14 protein-coding genes are annotated in these 19,192 nt (G+C 57.8%); 7 read left to right on the top strand and 7 right to left on the bottom strand.

The genetic code is table 11. The features are described from left to right. Window positions 1-14: 14 nt before the first annotated feature. Window positions 15-788, bottom strand: a complete 774-nt coding sequence (locus tag FTW19_RS04610; RefSeq protein ID WP_147646548.1) for an alpha/beta fold hydrolase — start codon at window positions 786-788, stop codon at window positions 15-17. A 137-nt stretch (window positions 789-925) separates the two neighbouring features. Between FTW19_RS04610 and FTW19_RS04615 the strand changes: the two genes are divergently transcribed. From FTW19_RS04615 to FTW19_RS04625, 3 genes are all read left to right on the top strand, one after another. Beyond that, window positions 926-1,795 carry a LysR family transcriptional regulator gene (locus tag FTW19_RS04615; RefSeq protein ID WP_187143279.1) on the top strand — a complete coding sequence of 290 codons (870 nt, stop codon included), beginning with the start codon at window positions 926-928 and terminating at the stop codon, window positions 1,793-1,795. Between the two features lie 170 nt (window positions 1,796-1,965). Next, window positions 1,966-2,553: a TetR/AcrR family transcriptional regulator gene (locus FTW19_RS04620; protein ID WP_147646550.1), complete on the top strand. Its 588-nt coding sequence runs from the start codon at window positions 1,966-1,968 to the stop codon at window positions 2,551-2,553. Next, entirely contained in the window at window positions 2,550-3,428 is an 879-nt protein-coding gene (locus FTW19_RS04625) for a haloalkane dehalogenase (RefSeq protein ID WP_147646551.1), read from the top strand. Before FTW19_RS04620 ends, FTW19_RS04625 begins: the two co-directional genes overlap by 4 nt. Before the next feature lie 190 nt (window positions 3,429-3,618). Here the strand turns inward: FTW19_RS04625 and ggt are convergent, their stop codons facing one another. Continuing rightward, a complete protein-coding gene (gene ggt / locus FTW19_RS04630; RefSeq protein WP_432445166.1) occupies window positions 3,619-5,388 on the bottom strand; it encodes a gamma-glutamyltransferase in 1,770 nt (589 codons plus the stop codon). Window positions 5,389-5,559: 171 nt separating this feature from the next. Here ggt and FTW19_RS04635 point away from each other — a divergent pair, with 171 nt between their 5' ends. Next, window positions 5,560-6,873 carry an MFS transporter gene (locus tag FTW19_RS04635; protein ID WP_147646552.1) on the top strand — a complete coding sequence of 438 codons (1,314 nt, stop codon included), beginning with the start codon at window positions 5,560-5,562 and terminating at the stop codon, window positions 6,871-6,873. 23 nt (window positions 6,874-6,896) lie between these two features. Next, the gene (locus FTW19_RS04640) at window positions 6,897-7,637 is read left to right on the top strand and encodes a hypothetical protein (protein ID WP_147646553.1); all 741 of its coding nucleotides are present in this window, start codon (window positions 6,897-6,899) and stop codon (window positions 7,635-7,637) included. Window positions 7,638-7,932: 295 nt separating this feature from the next. Here FTW19_RS04640 and FTW19_RS04645 read toward each other — a convergent pair whose 3' ends face one another. Beyond that, on the bottom strand, window positions 7,933-9,420 hold the full coding sequence (locus FTW19_RS04645; protein WP_147646554.1) for a TolC family protein: 1,488 nt from the start codon (window positions 9,418-9,420) through the stop codon (window positions 7,933-7,935). A gap of 131 nt (window positions 9,421-9,551) precedes the next feature. Here FTW19_RS04645 and FTW19_RS04650 point away from each other — a divergent pair, with 131 nt between their 5' ends. Together FTW19_RS04650 and FTW19_RS04655 are read left to right on the top strand one after the other, a co-directional pair. Further along, window positions 9,552-10,226, top strand: coding sequence for a DsbA family protein (locus FTW19_RS04650; RefSeq protein WP_246153564.1), 675 nt, complete (start codon window positions 9,552-9,554; stop codon window positions 10,224-10,226). Between the two features lie 233 nt (window positions 10,227-10,459). Then, window positions 10,460-12,538 carry a right-handed parallel beta-helix repeat-containing protein gene (locus FTW19_RS04655; RefSeq protein WP_147646555.1) on the top strand — a complete coding sequence of 693 codons (2,079 nt, stop codon included), beginning with the start codon at window positions 10,460-10,462 and terminating at the stop codon, window positions 12,536-12,538. Window positions 12,539-12,650: 112 nt separating this feature from the next. Here FTW19_RS04655 and FTW19_RS04660 read toward each other — a convergent pair whose 3' ends face one another. The 4 genes from FTW19_RS04660 to FTW19_RS04675 form a co-directional block, all read right to left on the bottom strand. Continuing rightward, complete coding sequence (locus FTW19_RS04660; RefSeq protein WP_147646556.1) at window positions 12,651-14,600, bottom strand: APC family permease; 1,950 nt, start codon at window positions 14,598-14,600, stop codon at window positions 12,651-12,653. A gap of 30 nt (window positions 14,601-14,630) precedes the next feature. Next, window positions 14,631-14,819: a hypothetical protein gene (locus FTW19_RS04665; protein WP_147646557.1), complete on the bottom strand. Its 189-nt coding sequence runs from the start codon at window positions 14,817-14,819 to the stop codon at window positions 14,631-14,633. 252 nt (window positions 14,820-15,071) lie between these two features. Further along, window positions 15,072-17,963, bottom strand: a complete 2,892-nt coding sequence (locus FTW19_RS04670; protein ID WP_147646558.1) for a ligand-binding sensor domain-containing diguanylate cyclase — start codon at window positions 17,961-17,963, stop codon at window positions 15,072-15,074. Between the two features lie 215 nt (window positions 17,964-18,178). Beyond that, the gene (locus FTW19_RS04675; protein ID WP_246153565.1) at window positions 18,179-19,081 is read right to left on the bottom strand and encodes an amidohydrolase family protein; all 903 of its coding nucleotides are present in this window, start codon (window positions 19,079-19,081) and stop codon (window positions 18,179-18,181) included. Window positions 19,082-19,192 lie beyond the last annotated feature (111 nt).

Raw genomic sequence — 19,192 nt, forward strand, 5'->3', positions numbered from 1 at the left:
CCGTGTTTGCCCGATCAGTCCAAACGAGCGATGAATTGCTCAAGTAACGAATTGAATCGTAGAGGCTGTTCGAGATTGGGCAAGTGCCCAACGCGAGACAAGACTTCAAGCCTGCACCTGGGAATCAGAGCCTTCATGGTTTGCCCCTGCGCTTCCGACGAATAAGAGTCTTCATCTCCAACCACAATCAGACAAGGAAAGGTGAAGCCGCGTAGGGCATCGCGGTAGTCACGTCGCATCGCGCGGCCTCTCACCGCCGCAGCCGCGGACTGTGGGCGAGTGGCGCAGATCATCCGGTACACCGAGGCAGCAAGGTGAGGCATTGCGGTGATGGAGCTCTTGCCGATCAGTCTTGGCAATACCTCACAGCCCACGAGTGCCATCCCGTCTCGTTCCATTCTTTCCGCTGTTCGAAACCGGTCGGCGACGCCTTCTTGTGTCTCTGCTTCTGCAAAGGTGGCCGCCAACACCATCCCCTCCACACGATCGGGAAATCGCCGTCCGAACTCCATGGCAATCTGTCCCCCCATCGACAACCCGACAACAATCGTCTTGCGAATTTTCCGTTCGTCGAGGATCTCTGCCAGATCGGAGGCGAATTGTTCCTGAGTGACCGGCCCGTCCGGTAAGACCGGAGAATCGCCGTAGCCCCTTAGATCGGGGACCACCAGCCGGTGGCGACCGCGCAACGCATCAACCTGGGGTTGCCACATCGAGCGGTTGAATGGATGCCCATGAATGAAGAGTATGCTGCGCGCGCCCGCGCCGATATCGTCGACCCAGGTCATGCCCAGCTCCCATCAAAAGCGCGAATGAAGCCGATAGATTCGTTCATGAGGCAAAGGTAGCGTTACCCATTCCGCAGTGCCTAATCCTGGGGATCATGCTTCACTCCCATTCCATGAGTGATACTCATGGAATGGGAGTGATTCACAAGAAGATCAGCACGGCCGAGATCGAATTGCTCGCGGCGCTCGGCGGTAGAACGAGTTTCACCAGCGTGGCAGCCGATCTTGGTATTACTCAGTCGGCCATCTCCAAGGCAATCGTTGCGTTGGAGGAGCGATATGGCGTCGAGTTGGTCGTTCGTGGCCGGAGCGGTTGTGTTCCGACCACAGAGCTGCAGCGCCTGCGTCCTTTGCTCCGACAGGCCCACCAGGCCCTTGGTGCAGTCGAGGCGGAGCTGGCAGGCCGAGGTGCGTCAATCTCCGGCAGCATTCGCATCGCAGGTTTCCGGAGCGCAATCAGCCAATTGCTGCCGCCGGCCCTCAACGGATTGTTGTCACGGAATCCTGATCTCGATGTCTCCATTCAGCTTGTGCGTGAAGTTGGCGGCGGCGTTGGGGAGCAGGTAGTCCAGGGGAACGCGGACCTTGGTATCACAACCAGCAGACCACCCGCCTCTCTACGGTCATGCAGACTGGGCTTCGACTACTACCTTTTGATACGTCCGGAGAAGGGCAGACAGGCAGCGATGGACCGGATCATCTTGTGGAATGAGAACTGTTCGTCGTGTGTTCCCGAAATTCTTTCTGCCCTGGGATACCGGCCTAAGCACAAAGTATCTGTACAGGATGATTCGACGGTCGTTGGGATGGTTGGGCAAGGCGGAGGCTTCACCGTCATGCCCCGGCTAGCTGCCCACCCGCTACCAGCGGGGTTGAAGGCAGATGTGCTGACGACCTACAAAAGGACGATGTGGCTTTGCGGAAATTCGATCGCGTGGTCCTCGATGGCTGGGCGAGCCATTCGGCGTGCCATTAACAAGGCAGCGAAAGACATACTCGATAGCTGATTGAGCTTAAGCACGTCGGTTTCGTCCGATAGGTCACAAGCACGATCTACTTTCGGGCTTCCCGGATTGACAGGTGAACCATTCCACATGCCAGAGGGGCGGGAAAACGTAAATGGCAATTGCGACTTTCAACATTGACAATTCAATACGCACAAGCGTATTGAATTGTCATGCGACCTTCTCTACGCGAAGACATTCTCAAGGCCGGCCTGAAGGTGATGTTCGAGTCCGGCTATCAGGGCGCTTCGGTCCGCGATATCTGTGAAGCGGCCGGGGCTCCGCATGGATCGTTCACGAATCACTTCCGTTCGAAGGAAGCCTTCGCCCAGGAGGTCCTCGACCGCTACTTCGAGAACCTGCAGGGACATATCCAGCGATCGCTCGGAGACCAGACACTTTCACCGCGCCAGCGGCTGGAGCGTTATCTGGAGATCATCAGCGACGTGCTGGCCGCGGATAAGTGGGGCCGCGGGTGCCTGATTGGCGATTTCAGCCTGGAGACGGTGTCGCACAGCAAGCGCCTGCGCCAGCGGCTGGAGGAGATCTTCGAGGAGTGGCGAGCCCCCTTCGCCGCCTGCATCGCCGAAGCACAGGCGACCGGAGAGATCGACAACACCTTTGATCCGGTGGACCTGGCTGAGTTTCTTCTCTCCTCGTGGGAGGGAGCCATTCTCCGCATGAAGGTAGAACGTGGACCGGCGGCGCTGGACCGCTTTCGCAAGATCATCTTTCAAACCGTATTCAAGGAGCAACGATGAGCGTACTGAGTGATGTAATGCTGTCTCAGGTCGAGGTTCTGGACTCGACCATGGCCTACCGCGAAGCAGGAACCCCTGGAGCTCCAGTGGCTCTGTTCCTACATGGCAACCCGACATCGTCGTATATCTGGCGCAATATTCTTCCGCTCGTGGCTCCAGTCGCGCATTGCATTGCGCCGGACCTGATTGGCTTCGGGCAATCTGGCAAGCCAGCCATCGAGTATCGGTTTGCAGATCATGTCCGCTACCTCGATGCCTTTCTCGAACGGATGAAGATCACATCGGCATATCTCGTTGCGCAGGACTGGGGCACCGCGTTCGCCTTTCATCTGGCGGCACGCAGGCCAGAGCTCGTGCGTGGACTTGCATTCATGGAGTTCATCCGCCCCATGCCCACCTGGAACGACTTCCACCCGGATCAGATCGAGACCTTCCAGCGTTTCAGAACACCCGGTATCGGCGAAGAGATGATCCTCGAGAACAATGTCTTCATTGAAGGCGTGTTGCCTGCCGCGACCGTGCGGAAGTTCACCGAGGAAGAGATGGAGGTCTACCGCGCTCCATTCCCGACGCCGGAGTCGCGCCGTCCCACCTGGCGCTTTCCCAATGAGCTGCCCATCGCAGGAGCTCCCAGCGATGTCTACGCCACGTTGGAAGAGGCTCACCGCGCACTAACCGCATCCACTTATCCGAAGCTGTTGTTTGTGGGCAATCCAGGAGCGTTGGTCTCACCCTCATTTGCAGATAGCTTCACGAAGAACCTGAAGAACTGCGAAGTCGTCCAGCTTCGTTCAGGCCTCCACTATCTGCAGGAAGATCATCCGGATGTGATTGGAGCCAACATCAAGGAATGGATAAAAGCAGTTGCCAGTTAACAGTTTCCGGTTGACGAGGTACGGCACGGGTTGACGAAGCACCTTCAACACACCTAGATAAAGGCGCTTCAGGCAACCCGCCTCAGTGCCTTCATCCAACTGCCAACTGCCAACTGCCAACTGCCAACTGCCAACTGCCAACTGCCAACTGCCAACTGCCAACTGCCAACTGCCAACTGCCAACTGCTTTTCAATATCCCGCAGCCTTCCCAAACTTCCTTCGTCCATCATGTCCGCCCAAAAGCTCTCCCGTCTTTGGATCAACAGCAATCAACTCGCTGTCGCCCCAGACGCCTGGATTCTTCTCATCGAATTCGCCGGAGCGCTTGATGGTATAGCCCATCGCCTTCAACTGCTCCACCACATCGAGCGGAAACTTCTTCTCCACACTTAGCTCATCAGGAAGGTACTGGTGGTGGAAGCGCGGCGCGTCTGCTGCCTGCTGCACGTTCAGATGATTGTCGAGGATGGAGATGATGTTGTTGGCCACCGTCGAGATGATGGTGGGCCCGCCGGGCGAGCCAAGCACGAAACGCACCTTGCCCTTGCGGTACCAGTGATTCTTCGTCGTGACGATGGTAGGTGTCATCGCCGAGAGCGGCCGCTTGCCGGGAGCAATCGCGTTTGCCGGTCCTTGAATCAGCCCGAAGCCATTGGGCACGCCCATCTTGGAGGCGAAGTCGTCCATCTCGTCGTTGAGCAGGAAACCGAGACCATCGACAGTGACGGACGAACCGAAGAGAAAGTTCAGCGTGTAGGTGTTGGCTACGGCCATGCCGTCGGCATCCATCACAGAAAAATGCGTTGTCTCGGTTGACTCCTTTGCCGGAGGAACCGTGGGCGCCGGAGGCATGAAGCCTGCAGGACGGACCAGATCCTTCGATGGTGTGGGCTTACCGACCGTAATGGTCTTGCGCCAGGCCTCGTGATACTTCGGATTGGCCATCTCTTTCAGAGGCATCTTCATGAAGTCGGGATCGCCGAGATAGTCACCGCGGTCCATAAAGGCGCGACGATATGCCTCTGTAATCAAGTTGACCTGTGCGGCGCTGCGGTCCGCCCCTAACTTCAGCAGGTCATAGCCGGTAAGAATGCCCAGCGACTCCAGCAGCACAATGCCGCCCGAGCTCGGCGGAGGCGAGGTGATGATGTGATAGCCGTGATAGTTACCCTCGATCGGCTTGCGATCTTTCACCTCATACGCGGCCAGATCGGCAGCGGTGATCAGGCCACCGTTCTTCGCTTCGAAGTCGGCGATCTGCTGCGCCATCTTGCCCTTGTAGAACTCAGTGGGGTCAGCAACGATGCGGCGCAGCGTTGCCGCCAGCTCCGGCTGTTTGAATACTTCGCCGGGTGTATAGAAGTTGCCGTCGCGCTGGTAGATGCGGTGCGACGTGGGGAACTTCGCCAGGTTGGCGCTATGCAGCGTGCCAACCTCCTCTTCACTGAAGGTGAAGCCCTCCTCCGCCAGACGGATAGCCGGTGCCATAACCTTCGCCAGGCCGAGCTTGCCGAAGTGCTGTTCCGCATAGGTAAGCCCAGCGACTGTTCCCGGCACGCCGCTGGCCTTGTAGCCGGTGATCGACATGCGCGGAATGACATTGCCCTTCTCGTCGAGATACATGTTGTCCCAGGCGGCCGCCGGAGCCTTCTCGCGATAGTCCAGAAAGTGCGTCTTGCCATGCTTGTCCCGGATGAGCATGAAGCCGCCGCCACCGATGTTTCCTGCCTGCGGGAAAACAACCGCCAGAGCGAAGCCGACAGCGACAGCCGCATCGACGGCATTTCCGCCCTGTTTCAACATCTCCAAACCGGCATCGGAGGCATCGTGGTGAATACTGACGACCATGCCATGGCGGGCACGCACCGGCTCCGGCGACTGCGCCTGCATTGCGACAACTTCAAAGGGAAGAGCGAGCGAAAACAGAGATACGGCGGCAGCGATCGACCTGCAAGTCAACGGGCATTGCTCCTTATTAGCGGTACGGATGCCTCCAGCATAAATCTTCTATTCATAAAGCGGGCGGCGGACACGGTGCGTACTATTTCCTCGGTTCGTCCGTCCTATGACATATCGCAAAACATCACAGCATGACGGCCATAGGGCCGATGTGAAAGCATTAGGACTGTAATGTCAGACTCTTCCCAACGGCTGGGATCGGCAGCCAGCGCCTTTCGTTCGCGCAATTTCCGCTTTTATCAGTCAGCCCGCCTGCTGGGCATTCTGGGCGCCGAAGCGCAGACCATCGCCGTAGCCTGGCAGGTCTACCAGATCACGCACCGAGCCATCGATCTCGGCTATACCGGCCTGGCGCTCTTCCTCCCCGGCATCTTCTTCGCTCTCTTTGCAGGCCACGTCGCCGACCGCTACGACCGCCGCAATATCATCCGCATCTGCTACATCCTGCAGGCGGTCTGCACCGCGGCACTGCTATGGATCGCGCTCTCCGGCACAAGGAATGTCCTGTTTATCTACACCATTCTCTTTTTGATCGGTACCGGCCGCGCCTTCAGCGGCCCCGCAAGCTCCGCCCTGGTGCCGCAACTGGTACCCAGGGATGACTTCTTCAATGCCGTGACCTGGGGTGCGACCTTCTTCCAGATCGCCAATGTCGCCGGCCCGGCGCTCGGCGGCATTCTGTTCACTCTGCCCCTCAGCGGCCCACTCGCCTTTTTGCATGGGGCGCCAATTGTCTACTGTTTCACCATCGCGGGACTTACCTCCTTCGTCATCCTGATCAGCATGGTGAAGCCGCAGGGTGCGCCTGCCAGACGGGAGAATGTGAGCCTCAAGACGGTGCTGGCTGGGCTGCACTATCTTTGGTACAAGAAGCTGCTGCTCGGCTCCATCTCTCTGGATCTCTTTGCCGTGTTGCTCGGCGGTGCTGTCTCGCTGATGCCGATCTTCGCGGAAGAGATTCTGCACGCGGGTCCAGCAGGTCTGGGCATGCTGCGCGCCGCACCGTCAGTAGGCGCTCTCACGGTCTCGCTTCTGCTGACCATAAAGCCGATCCGCCACAACGCCGGGAAGAAGATGCTCACCTGCGTCGGCATCTATGGCTTGGCCACGATTCTCTTCGGCCTGTCGAAGTCGCTGTGGCTCTCGCTGGCAGCCCTTGCGATTGTAGGAGCGAGCGATATGGTCAGCGTCGTCGTTCGCTCGTCACTGCTGCAGATGGCCACACCCCCGGAGATGCGCGGCCGCGTCAGTGCCGTGAACTGGCTCTTTCTGGGAGCGTCGAATGAGTTCGGCGAGTTCGAATCGGGTCTGACGGCGCAGTGGCTGGGAGCCGTGCGTGCTGTAGTCGTCGGCGGCGTTCTGTCGGTTACGGTCACAGCGCTGTGGAGCATCCTTTTCAAGCCGCTCCGCAATGTCGACCAGTTGACGACCGAGTCGCTGCTTTCCGCCAACGAGATGCAGGCGGTGGCCGAGCCGGTGGAGTAGAGCCTTCTAGTAAGCTTCTCTGCATGGAGACCGGGAAGAAGATTGCTATCGGCTGTACCGCTGCCGTTGTCCTCGCCGTCGGAGGACGTCTGGGCATGATCGCCTATCAGCGCCATCAGGCCGCAACCGCAGTGGTGGAGAAGCCCACCTTTGAGTGGAAGCTGACCGACGATGACATGGTGCATCTGAAGCACCTCTACCCCAGCACCATGAAAGACGCGAAGGACCTGGTCGGCAAGCGCGCCTGGATCTCTGCCGGTGGCCAGATGGAGTACTTCCCCTACGCCGGCAAACAGGTGCAATGGGGCAAGAAGGCCGGCACGCTGCTGGGCGCGCAGCCGATGGACATCAAGGACATGATCACGCAGCGTCCGCCGAAGAGCGTGATCGCGACGCAGCGCATCCCTGCCGACAGCACAGCCATCATGGCAGTCTTCACCAACCCGGATGAGAAGGCCACCTACGCCGCCACCGTCGGCTATATCGAAAATGGCCAGTACACGTTCTACCTGGATGAGATGTTCTTCTACGACGATCCGCATACGCTCTACAAACACTGGGGAGCGGAGAACTGGGCGGCGATCGACAAACACGAGGCCAGGCTCGGCATGAGCGAGAACATGATGATGATGGCTTTAGGCCAGGTGAGCCAGAGCGGAAGCCAGAAGAAGGGCGACCGCACCGTCCACTACTACAACCTGGGCAAGCCCTATGACGTAACCTTCGTCAGCGACAAAGCGACGAAGATCGAGCCTTCGAAATAGCCTTTTTGTTTGTCATTTCGTAGCGCCGGGGTCCCCGACCAGCTTGCTGGTTGGGGTGGTCGACCGAAGGGAGTGGAGAAATCTGCTTCTCTACCGATGCACCTCGAAGAAGCAGATTTCTCCGCTTCGCTACGAAATGACAAAAAGAGGCGAATCGACAAATTCCGGATGGCCTATGCACTGGGTGCCCCATCCATTGCATCGCAATGGGTGGGATATTCGGGGTCCCCGGCGAACTCCATTCGCTGGGGTGAACTATTCGAGCTATGCTCGAACGCACCAATCAACAATTCAACTAGTTCCTACCCAGATAGCTCTTGTACTGCGTCTCCACCACACCCGTATTGCGGGCGAGCTGGAGCTTGGCCTGGTTGTACTGGAAGTTCGCCGACACATACTGGGACTGGGCAGCCGCAAGCTGCGCCTCAGCCTGCACCACCGGCAGATTGTCGTCCACACCGGCCTGGTAGCGGTCAATCGTGTCTCTCAGCGCCTGGCCGGCCAACTCAACGTTCGATCCCGCGACCTTCACCCGCTCCGAGGTGGAGGTCACATCCAGCATCGCGGACCGAAGCTGCTGGTCAATGCCGACGCGAAGATCGGCGATCTGGTTGCGCAATGACTCCAACTGGGCATCGGCCACCTGACGGTCGCCCCGGAAGCGGGACTCGGCAAAGATCGGCACATCCAGCTTTGCCATGGCGCTGAAGGTGCCGTGGTACAGACCGCTGGTGGCCGCATTGGGAATATAGCCGCCGGTGACGCCGTAGTTGCCCTCGAAGCTCAGGGCGGGAAGGCGCTCATAGGCGATGGCGCGACGCTGGCGCTCGTAGACGCGAATCTGGGCCTGCAGGCGAAGGAAATCCTTCCGCCGCTGATAGGCAAGGTTTTTGGCGTCTGGAAGGGCCATCTGCGCCAGCTCGGAGTAGGGAACGATATCGGTCAGCTCAATCGGCTGATTTGCCGGCAGGCCGATCAGGCGGTTCAGCGAGATTTTGTCCTTGGCCAGCGCATTCTCGGCGCTGATCAGCGCCTGTTGCTGCTGTTGATACTGTGACCGCGCCCGCAGAACGTCGAGGTTCGTCCCTACACCGGCATCATGCTGTGCCTGCGACTGCCGCAAAACCTCTTCTTCCTGCTTTAACAGGGCCTGGTTGTTGGCGACGTTTGCCGCATCCGCCAGGATGCTGAGATAGGTGGTACCTACCTGGAGCACCACATCGCCGCGGACCGTGGCCGTATTGAGGTCGGCGACCTGCTGCTGAGACTTAGCCGCACGGTAGACCTCGATGGCAGGCATATTGAACAGGTACTGCTGCAGATTGACCTGCGCCGTCACCGTATCGACCTTCACGATGCTGGGGATCGCCGATGCCGGAATTCCGAAGGCGTTGAGCAGGTTCCCAGCCTTGCTGGGGCTGAAGCCCAGGGCAGCCAGGCTGATCTCAGCCCGGTTGGCCGTGCCCTGAACTGACATATTTGGCGTAATCGCCTGCAGGGCCGTGCCCACCTGCCCATGGAGCGAGCGCTGCTGCTGCCGCGCCACGATGAGCTGCACATTGTGCTCCATACCGAGCTGGATCGCTTCGTCCAGCGTCAGCCGCCGGACCTCAGAGGTGGCTACACCGATCGGGACACCGTCAAATTTCGTCTGAGAAGCGGAGGGAGCGTCCGGAAGGTTCGAGATCGGCGGAATGGTGGTCGTGTCCTGCGCCAGAACGAGCGAAGCGGCGAGGGGCAGAACAGCAGAAACCGATCGAATGGCGCGTGTAAGTCGTGTCATCTTCAGGCGTTCGTCTGTTGTTAGATTGTCTCCACCCGGGGACGGTTGCGCAAAATTCTCCGGGACGGAAAAACGAGTAAAATCAGCTTGCTCGCCCTGGCTGCCCGGCGACGTCCTTTAATCAACCCATTATGATGCGTACACCCAAGCTCCTGCTCGCCCTTGCCCTCACCGCCACCGCCGCCTCGGTACCGGCAGTTGCCCAGTTTGTCAGCGGCCAGGCGCCCTCGACGACCTTCAAAGACACCTCCATGCTGAAGCCCCCGGCCGGCGCCAAAGTGGCGATCTGGGAGTTTGTCGACCTGGAGTGCCCGGCCTGCTCCCGCGCCTACCCCCTCGTGCACGAGCTGAGCATGAAGTACGGCGTCCCTGTCGTCATGAAGGACTTTCCCCTGGGCGGAGCCCATATCTGGAGCTTTGACGCCGCCGTCTACGCCCGCTACATGCAGGACAAGCTGCCCAACGGCAAGAACATCGCCGACCAGTACCGCCTGGCCATCTTCCAGAACCAGAACATGATCGCCAGCAAAGACGACCTGTTGCGGGCCACCCAGAAGTTCCTGGCCGATCGCAAACAGCAACTTCCGTTTGTCGTCGACCCGCAGGGTGAGCTGGCAAACGAGGTCAAGACCGACCGCGCTCTCGGTGACCGCATCGGCATCAACCAGACCCCGACCATCTGGGTAGTGACCGACAAGGCCTTCCAGCAGATCTCCGACTTCGAACAGATCGAGCCCGCCATCCAGAACGCCAAGGCGCAGGCCGGCAGCAGCGCGGCCGAGACCAAGAAGGTCGCGAAGAAGTAATCTTCACACCGTATCGAGAGAAAGGCCGCCTGATGGGCGGCCTTTTCTTATGCATGCCACAAACACTCATACATCCCACTCTGGTACCCGCCCCCCATATCTAACGCGATCCACACGCCGGTGCCGAACAAGCCAAGCTCAGTATTCATATTCGCTGATGGCGATACCGTATGCTTTGGCAAGCTGCAACTAGCTTTCAACTGTCGAGCAAATTCCAATTGTTGAGGGTTTATATGCGAAATACATTTTCTTTCTTGTTTTCCGTCCTACTTCTTTTTGCTGCGGTATTCCTCGATGTTCCGATGACTCGGGGGCAGTCTCTTGCTGCCGCGGTCGCAAGTACCCCCTCAGGTGGAACACTCGTTCTGTCGCCTGGGACATATACAGTAACGTCAAACATCTCACGCACAACCCCTATCACTATTACCTGTCAGGGAGGAGCGATCATTCAATCGGATATAAATTTCCTTTCCCTTACTGGAGGCGCAGGGGGATCCGCAATTTCCGGGTGCGACTTCGAGCCGGTATCAACCTTCCATGTATGTACGGTCTCTCAAATAACATCCGGGGCATGCAGCTCCTACCCTGTCATCGCTCTTACTCGATTCCCAGGGGACGTCATTGGATATGAGCCCACGTCGAATGATGGCGACATTTGGCCGTATCTCACGGCAACACAAAAAAGCAACAACGGTCTTGGCCCACATATCAATGCGTTCGTCCCAAACTTCACCTTTTCAGGTAACACCGGCAAACGATTATATGTACAGGTTGCTGGAGCGAGCTTCCAGGCATACAACAATAACTTTGTCGGGGGCCCTTCAACTTTCGGTTGCTTGGAAGACTCAGATAATAGTGGGCAGCAAGACATTACCGGGGTAAAGATTCACGACAATACAATTATTGATTGCCAGTATGCGGGCATCGCCGTTGGAAATACTTACGCGGCTGACATCTACAACAACCACATTGATTACAACGGCGGACCGGCAATTTTAACAATCCAGAGCTTTGCACAATTCGGAAATGTCTACTTCAACATTCACGACAATGAAGGAAGCTACAACTATCAGGGCGGCTTGGATGCGCAGGCCGACTTTCCCGCCACAGGAACCGAACCCACACATGGAATCATCCATCACAATAACTTCTCTAACAATGGGACAACTGCAACAAACGCACAGGGGATTGCGACCCTCGGCGACTACATACAGGTAACAGATAATGTTCTCGAACATAATGCTTGCGGAGGATTTTCGCACTATGGCGGCAATTACCTTGTGTTTACGGGCAACATCATCTTCTCGAATTATCCCAGTGGCCCATCCGGGTGCGGCATCAATAACGATGTCAATATCAACGCGATAGCCAACTCCTCTGGCAATAGCTATGGCCAGTCGCCTATCATTGCCCATAACCAGATATCGGCTGCTGGGAACTATGCAATTGATATAGAGCCAAGCATTACGAACCCTGTTCTAGTTGGAAATATAGCAACAGGGAAAACCATCCGCGTTCTGACACCCACACTCACTGAGTCCGGAGATTTTGATTCGAACGGCCCCATGGGAACTTTCCAGAAAAATTACCTCATGCCTGGCGAGTTCAGTAACCAAGGCTGGTACCACCTCGGCACCATAGATCTGAATAGCGATCTCAATGTAACCATTTTCTTTGCCTCGGGCCACGGAGCAAATGTCGGATCGAACCAACATGGATTCGGTATCTTTGAAGCACGCTCCGCAGGTGGCGCTGGAACTCCTAATATTTCGGGAGCCACATTGTGGAACTTCGGATCAAACGCCAACACCGCAATGCAACTGGTAGCGACCGGCGCTAGCACATCCGCCTCCAACACGAAATGGGAAGTCTGGATCCAGGCACAGAGCGGATCAAGCTGCTGCTCCTTTGCCAGCGGTGACTTCCGTGTCATGACGGGAGGAAATTCGACGTGGACGCCTGACCCGAGTCTCACCTATTCCTCATCAACTCCCGGAGTAACCCCAAATACTTATGTCAATGTCGGTATTCAAAACTTTATCGATGCTTCCGGGACCATCTATCCTGCAAAGCTAAACCAAAGCCAGGGGAACGCGTTTGCTGGCACATGCAGCATGAGTGGCAGTAGCTCGTGTTCATTCAGTATCAACTTCCCATATGCCAACAACCCTATCGGCATCGCCTCGCCCCAAGGAGCAATTTATACGGGCGGCGCAGCCTCCTGCTCAGTATCTGGGACAACCGCAACCATCAACGTTCCAACCGCAAATTCACTCGTGTGGGGATGCGTGCTTGTTGGAAATCCCAACTAGCGCCTGGAAGGCCTGCCTGAATAAGTGTTCCGCACTCTTCTATAAACAAAGTTGGTTCGTGTTTCATCAAGAAAAGGTCGCCCGATGGCGGCCTTTTCGTTATCTACTCGTTTTAGTCCGTGGAAGCGGCCAACACTCCTGGTCGCCGTGGCCCCCTCGTCGCCTGACTCCGTTCCGCAGCCGCCAGCGCTTCCTGATCGCCCCTCTCGACATACCAGGGCACGTTGATCACCATCATGCGTTTGGTGCCTCTCAGGAAAAGCGTGGCTTTGATTATCGCCGACCGCTGGTTATGCAGCAGATGGTGATACCAGCGGCGCTCGACCAACTCTGGAATCACGACGGCAATCAGGCTGTCGGGATTCTGCCGTTCGACCTCGAAGACGAACTTTAACACCGGATGCACCACGAAGCGATACGGCGAATGCAGCGTCGTGAGCGTCGGTGCGGGCACTCCGGCCACCCGCGCCGGCTCTTCCACCACCTCAGGCCATTGCGACTCCAGCATGGTGTGGCTGCCGCATCCATCCACATGTACTGCACGCACATCGGAAGAGATACGCATCGCGAATGAAAGCGCCTTGCGCGAGACCCGGCTCCAGCGATCGATCGGCAGAATGACGATGGGTTCTTCCTTCGATCGCACCGTCAGCGGAGCACACGTGGTGATGTTCTTCGCCACACGATGATAGTGAAGGCGGATAGAAACCATCAGGGCATATAGAACAGGAATGAGGATGAGCGTGATCCAGGCGCCGTCTCTGAACTTGGCCACCATCACGATCAGAACAGTCATGCCAGTAGCAGCAGCGCCAATGGCATTGACGCTCGCCATCGCAAACTTCTTACGCCGCCACCAGTGCACCACCATACCCGCTTGCGAGAGAGTAAAAGCCAGGAACGCGCCGACGGCAAAGAGCGGAATCAATCGATCGGTAATGCCGCCAAAGCCAATCAGCAGAGCTCCGGCGAAGACGGTAAGGGCCACGATGCCGTGGGTATAGACCAGCCGGCGGCCACGCACGCGAAAGACCGAGGGAAGAAAACTATCGAGCGCCATTACCCGGCACAGACGCGGAAAGTCAGCGTACGAGGTATTGGCCGAAAGGCACAGCACCAGCGTGATTCCAATCATCGCGAAGTAGTAGAAGGTGCCGCGCCCCGCAACCGCGCCCAACAGGATGGAGAGCACGCTCTGGTATCCCGGGGCCGTTGGATCAGTGGCCGTCACACCATAGGCGTGAACCAGCCATGCCAGCCCTGCAAGCAGTGCGATGAGCACACCGATGATGATGGTGAGTGAGCGTTTCGCAAGGTTCGATGCCGGCTGCTGAAAGGCCGTGACGCCGTTGCTTACCGCTTCGACTCCTGTCATTGCGGTACATCCACTGGCGAATGCCTTAAGCACCAACCAGAGACCAGGCACTGCAAGTGTGGCGGCGCTCGGAAGCGGAAGAGCGACAACAGGAACCACGTGACCATGCGACGAAAGGATCTTCCATCCGCCAGCCACAATCAACGCAACCAGGGCGAAGACAAACCAGTATGTGGGAAGAACGAAGGCGACACCGGTATCTTTCACGCCGCGGAGGTTGAGAAACGCCAGCAGCAACAGGATGCCGACACAAAGCGCCACCATGTGAGACTGCAGCGCGGGTACAGCCGAGACGATCGCACCGACACCGGCGGCAATGCCTACGGCGACGTTGAGGATGTAATCAATCATCAGCGCTGCGCCGGCCAGCAGGCCGAAGGTTGTACCCAGATTGGCTCCGGCCACGGAATACGATCCACCGCCATTGGGATAAGCATCGATGGTCTGCCGGTAGGAGAAGAAGACGATGGTCAACAGTAGGATGACAACGGCAGTAATGGGAAGCAGATAGGAACTGCCCAGAAACCCTAGTGGGATAAGAAGGGTCAACGCAGCTTCAGGACCATACGCCGCGGAGCTAAGGGCATCGAGCCCGAAGACCGCTACGCCTGTCTTTGCTGAGATTCGTTGTCCGTGTTCTTCTTCCGTTGCAAGGGCTGAACCTACCACCTTATCGAGAATCGACATTATGAACCATGCTCTCTGGCAGTCGCTCTTCTATCGGAGGGTGTGTCGGAAAAAACTCAGAAGGGTGAAGAAGATAACGCCGGCGCCGAAGACAAACAGAGCTGCGATAACAATAGGCCACACGGCCCCTTCTTTCGCCGGAAATGCCTCTTCGTCGAACTTATGCCGCCTGCCAGCAAACATAAGAAAGATGCGATTGCCGTAACCCGTCTTCAACATCGGCGACTTCATAGGCGCCCCCGACCGAATGCGTCGATTCTCATTCTCGGACGGAAAGTATAAGAAGTGCGTAAAGATGAGTGCAAATCGCGCCCGGAAACCAGAGCGATTCTCCTAAAGGTGTAGAGCGGAGTATCGGGGTCCCCAGCGAACTTGTTCGCTGGGGTGAAGTCTTGGCTGTTTGGGCCGTTTTCCCGCGAAGAAAACGGCATTCGCAGATTTATCCAGAGCTACAGTATTAGGAGAATTGCTCTAAACGCCGACTTCGGCGAACCGGATGCAGTCGCGGCCGTCGGCCTTGGCCTGATACAGCGCTTCGTCGGCTGCGTGAATCGCCTGCTCCCGCGTCATATCGGGATAGACCTCTGCTACGCCAAAGCTGCAGGTAACCCAGATACTTCCACCGGTGATGGCATATGGATCCTGGTTGATGATCTTGCGCAGCACTTCCAGGCGCTCGCCGGCCTGCTCCAGGCTGAGACCGGGAAAGACCATCAACAACTCTTCGCCGCCGAAGCGGCCGATGAAGTCATAGGACCGCACCCAGCTCTCGATCCTTGCGGTAACCGTACGCAATACCTCATCGCCGGCAAGATGACCGTAGTTGTCATTGATGCGCTTGAAGTAATCGAGATCCGCAAGAACGATGATCAGCGGCTCGCCACTCCGATCCGCACGCTCCCGCTCGCGATCCAGAATATCCAGGATGGTGTGACGGTTCCACAGCCGCGTCAGTCCATCACGCTCAGCCCTCTCTCGCAGCTCTTCGCGAGCCGCGAGAAGCTCGTTCTTTTCGTTGCGCAGCTCTTCTGTACGAAGAGCAACAACGTGCTCGAGTTCATGCTGCCTACGCCGCAGATGCGTTGTACGCCACAGCCAGAGCGCAATGGCGATCAGCACAGCAAGCATCAGCGCGGCTGCATACGCCCAAGCGCTACGCCACCATGGTGGGCGGATAACCAGATCGAAGCTGACCGGAGCTGAGCGCACACCGTGCCCCAGGTTTTCGGCATAGAACTCGAAGTGATACTGCCCCGGAGGCAGCGCGGCAAACCTCACCGTGCGCTCATGCGTTGTCTGCCAGTCGTCTTCGTGCCCGGCGAGGCGATAAGTGAATCGCAGGTTATAAGGCGCTGGATCTTCTGCAACCTGAAAGCTGACGTCGAGCGCTCCACGCTCCCACGCGAGACTCGCAGCGTGCGATGGATCGATGGCTTTGCCGGCAAAGTTGGCAGACCGTATCTGCGCGTGCAGCGACTCTTCCTGGAAGAGCTTTTCCGGGTGCAGAAAATGCGTGATGCCGCGGCTGGTGCCAATCCATACACCACCATCGGGATCAGCCAGGAACGCATATGCGTCCGTATCGTCCGCAATCAGGCCATCATCTTCGGTAATGTGCAGCCAGGTGCGGCCATTGAAGATATCGAGCCCCTGGTCCGTGCCGAACCACACCCATCCTCGGCTATCTGTCGCCAGGATGTAGTGCGTTCGCAGATGGCTCGACGGCGTAATCACAGGCTCCTCGGAAACAATCTCTCCATCTTTGATCTGAAAACGCCGTAGATAGCCGTTGGTGGAATTTGCCCATAGCCGCTGCTGCCTGTCGATGGTGGAGACGAAGGAGCTCTCCAGCACTGACTTGCCATCCCGTTGTGGCAGGCTCCATGTGCCGTCGACTGCGCGCCGGATAAGCTGCCCAGGAGAGATAAACCAGAGATTGCCGTTAGCGTCTTCGTTTCCTCCGGGAGTACTGTCTGAGTCCCGCACCAGAAGAGCATCCGGCTGCACCTTGCCCGTTGCAACATCGACACGGTAGATCCCCTCCCAGGTGCAGAGCCACAGATGGCCTTTGCTGTCAGGCAGCATGCTGGTGATGTGTGGAAGGTCATGAGCCTGCAGCACCGGCTCGCCTCCATTGCGGAATCGCAACAGGCCGCCAACAGAGGTCCCCGCCCAGACGGTGCCATCAGCGGTTGTTACGAGGGACCGCGTCTGCTGTGCATCGCTGTTGCGGTAGCTCTTTACCACCAGGCCGTCCTGCAATACGTCAATGCCGGCAACGCCGCCGATCCAGACGCGACCCTGATGGTCGCGGGTCACCGCATAGATCAGGTTGCTGGCCAGCCCTGTGGTGCGCGTCCAGTGCTCCGTCTGTCCGTAGCCCACCCAGCGCATGACGCCGATCGCCGCACGTCCGATCCAGACAGAACCGTTACGATCAGTACGAACAAACGAGATGGGATAACCGGTGTATTGCCCTGGCCGATAGTTGGTCCATCGGTTGCCATCCCAGCTGGCGACCTCGTCTCCCAGAAAGGTGAGGATTCGGCCGTCTTTATCTTCGGCCAGCGAGGCGAGATCGGCATCCTGCCTCAGACGGAGAGAGTCCGGGTTGTCGCGAAGGATAAACCGTTCCCCATGCATCACGGAGGTGTGTTGCCGGCCACGAGCCCATACCGCGCCCTGCCGATCTTTCAGAAAAGCCGTCCAATCATCGGGCGGCAGATCGTCCCATACGGTGACCTTGCCGTTCTCGATGCGGCAGATCTTCTGTTCGCAACCCGTCCAGATCGCACCATCGCGATCCATGCTGAGATGTTCAAGCTTCCTCAGCTCCGGATGCGCCCGTATCTCCGCCTCTGGCAGGTACGGCGTTCTTTCCCATCCTTCTGCTTTCTGCCGGATTCTCTCGATTCGCCCCTCAACAATAAGGAGGGCTTCCCCCTTGCGGATGGGCACGACCTCATCGACCGCCACCTTTGCAACTTCAGCAAGGGCGCCGGGGCGGCCGTAGCGCAAAGAGGAGTTCGTAGCGACCCACATCCCGTCTGCCGCGTCGATCTTCAGATGCCCCAGTGCTTCCTTCTCGGGCACCAGCTCGGTATGTTCCTCAAGACTGTGGCCGTTAAAGCGGTACAGTGCATGCCGTGTGCAGAACCATAGGGAGCCGTCCGCATCCTGCTCCATGCAGAAGATGGCGCGGTCTTTGAAGCCTGACGACTGGTCGTAGACCTGAAACGAATACTCCTGCGCGCAGGCCGCCGCACACAGCACGGCCATCGGCGCCAGCCTGCTCGACCAACGCAGAACAGATTGCAGCAACTTGATCACGGCGTTGAGGAAAGGTGAATCAACCTGCATCATCGCATGCAGAGCCGCGATTTTGACCCACTGTCATTGGTAACCCCTACCCATTGGTAACCTTCATGACATACACGAATGGCTTAGATGCATTGCCTTTGTTTGTCATTTCGTAGCGACCACAGGGAACGGAGAAATCTGCTTTCTCCCCCGCATCTTTCAGGGGACGAAATAAAAGCAGATCCCTGCGGGATGACAAAAAAAGCGATACGCCCTGGCTAACGGCTCGACGGCCACACTCGCTGCGCGGTGCGATAGAGGACATCCTTCCTCTCTTCCGCATTGAAAAACGGGATCTCTTCGCGATAGAGCGCCAGCCGTTGTTCGTAACTTGCGAGCTCTGTCTTAATAGGCCAGTCGGTGCCGCCCATAATGCGCTGGGATCCGAAAGCATCGCGAATCCGCGCCACCATCTCATAGCTGTCGCGGAACGGATAACCCTGCTTCGAGAGCGACCAAAGATGTGTGATCTTGACGAAAACCCGCGGATAACGAGCCAGATCCAACAACCTAGCAAGCGAAGCTGTATCTCCGATGGAACAGTCGGCCATGTGGTCGATCACGACCGTAAGTCCCTGATTTTTGTCGATTAGGGGACGCACGTCCGGCAACCGCGAAGCCGGCAGCAGCAGCGTCATAGGTACGTGCAACCGCTCACACTGAGCCCACAACGAATACATGCGCGGTCTGCGAATCCAATCACCGGAGGCATCGGCAGCGGGGCTCAAGCGCACGCCGTCGCATCCCTGTGACACCCAGTAGATCAACTGGTCCGCAGCATCCGGGGTCTCTGGATTGACGCGACACACCCCGGCGAACTTTCCGGGAAACCGCTTGAGGCAATCCACCAGATAGCGGTTGTCCCACTTGTAATGGATCACCTGAATCAGGACGGTGCGCGCAACCTGGTTGGCCTCCATGCGCCGCAGCAGCGTCTCGACTGAAGCGTCCACGCCCTCCGGCACGTTGGCTCCTTCTGCAAACGGGAAGCGTGGATCTTTGATCCAGACATGTACATGGGAATCGATAGTCTGCGGCGCGGCCTCTGCCATCGCAGGCAGAGCAGCACCTGCCATGAGCACCCCTGTGCTTGCGAGAAAGGCCCGGCGGCTGTGAATCATGCTTCCTCCCGGCACAGCCACGATACCGTGTGCCGATTACACCCGCAACGGCTGCATCTCACCTTCCGGCAGCCGCATCGGATAGCATGGTGCCGCACCATACGCCGTATC

The organism is Terriglobus albidus, from assembly GCF_008000815.1.
Lineage (GTDB): Bacteria > Acidobacteriota > Terriglobia > Terriglobales > Acidobacteriaceae > Terriglobus > Terriglobus albidus_A.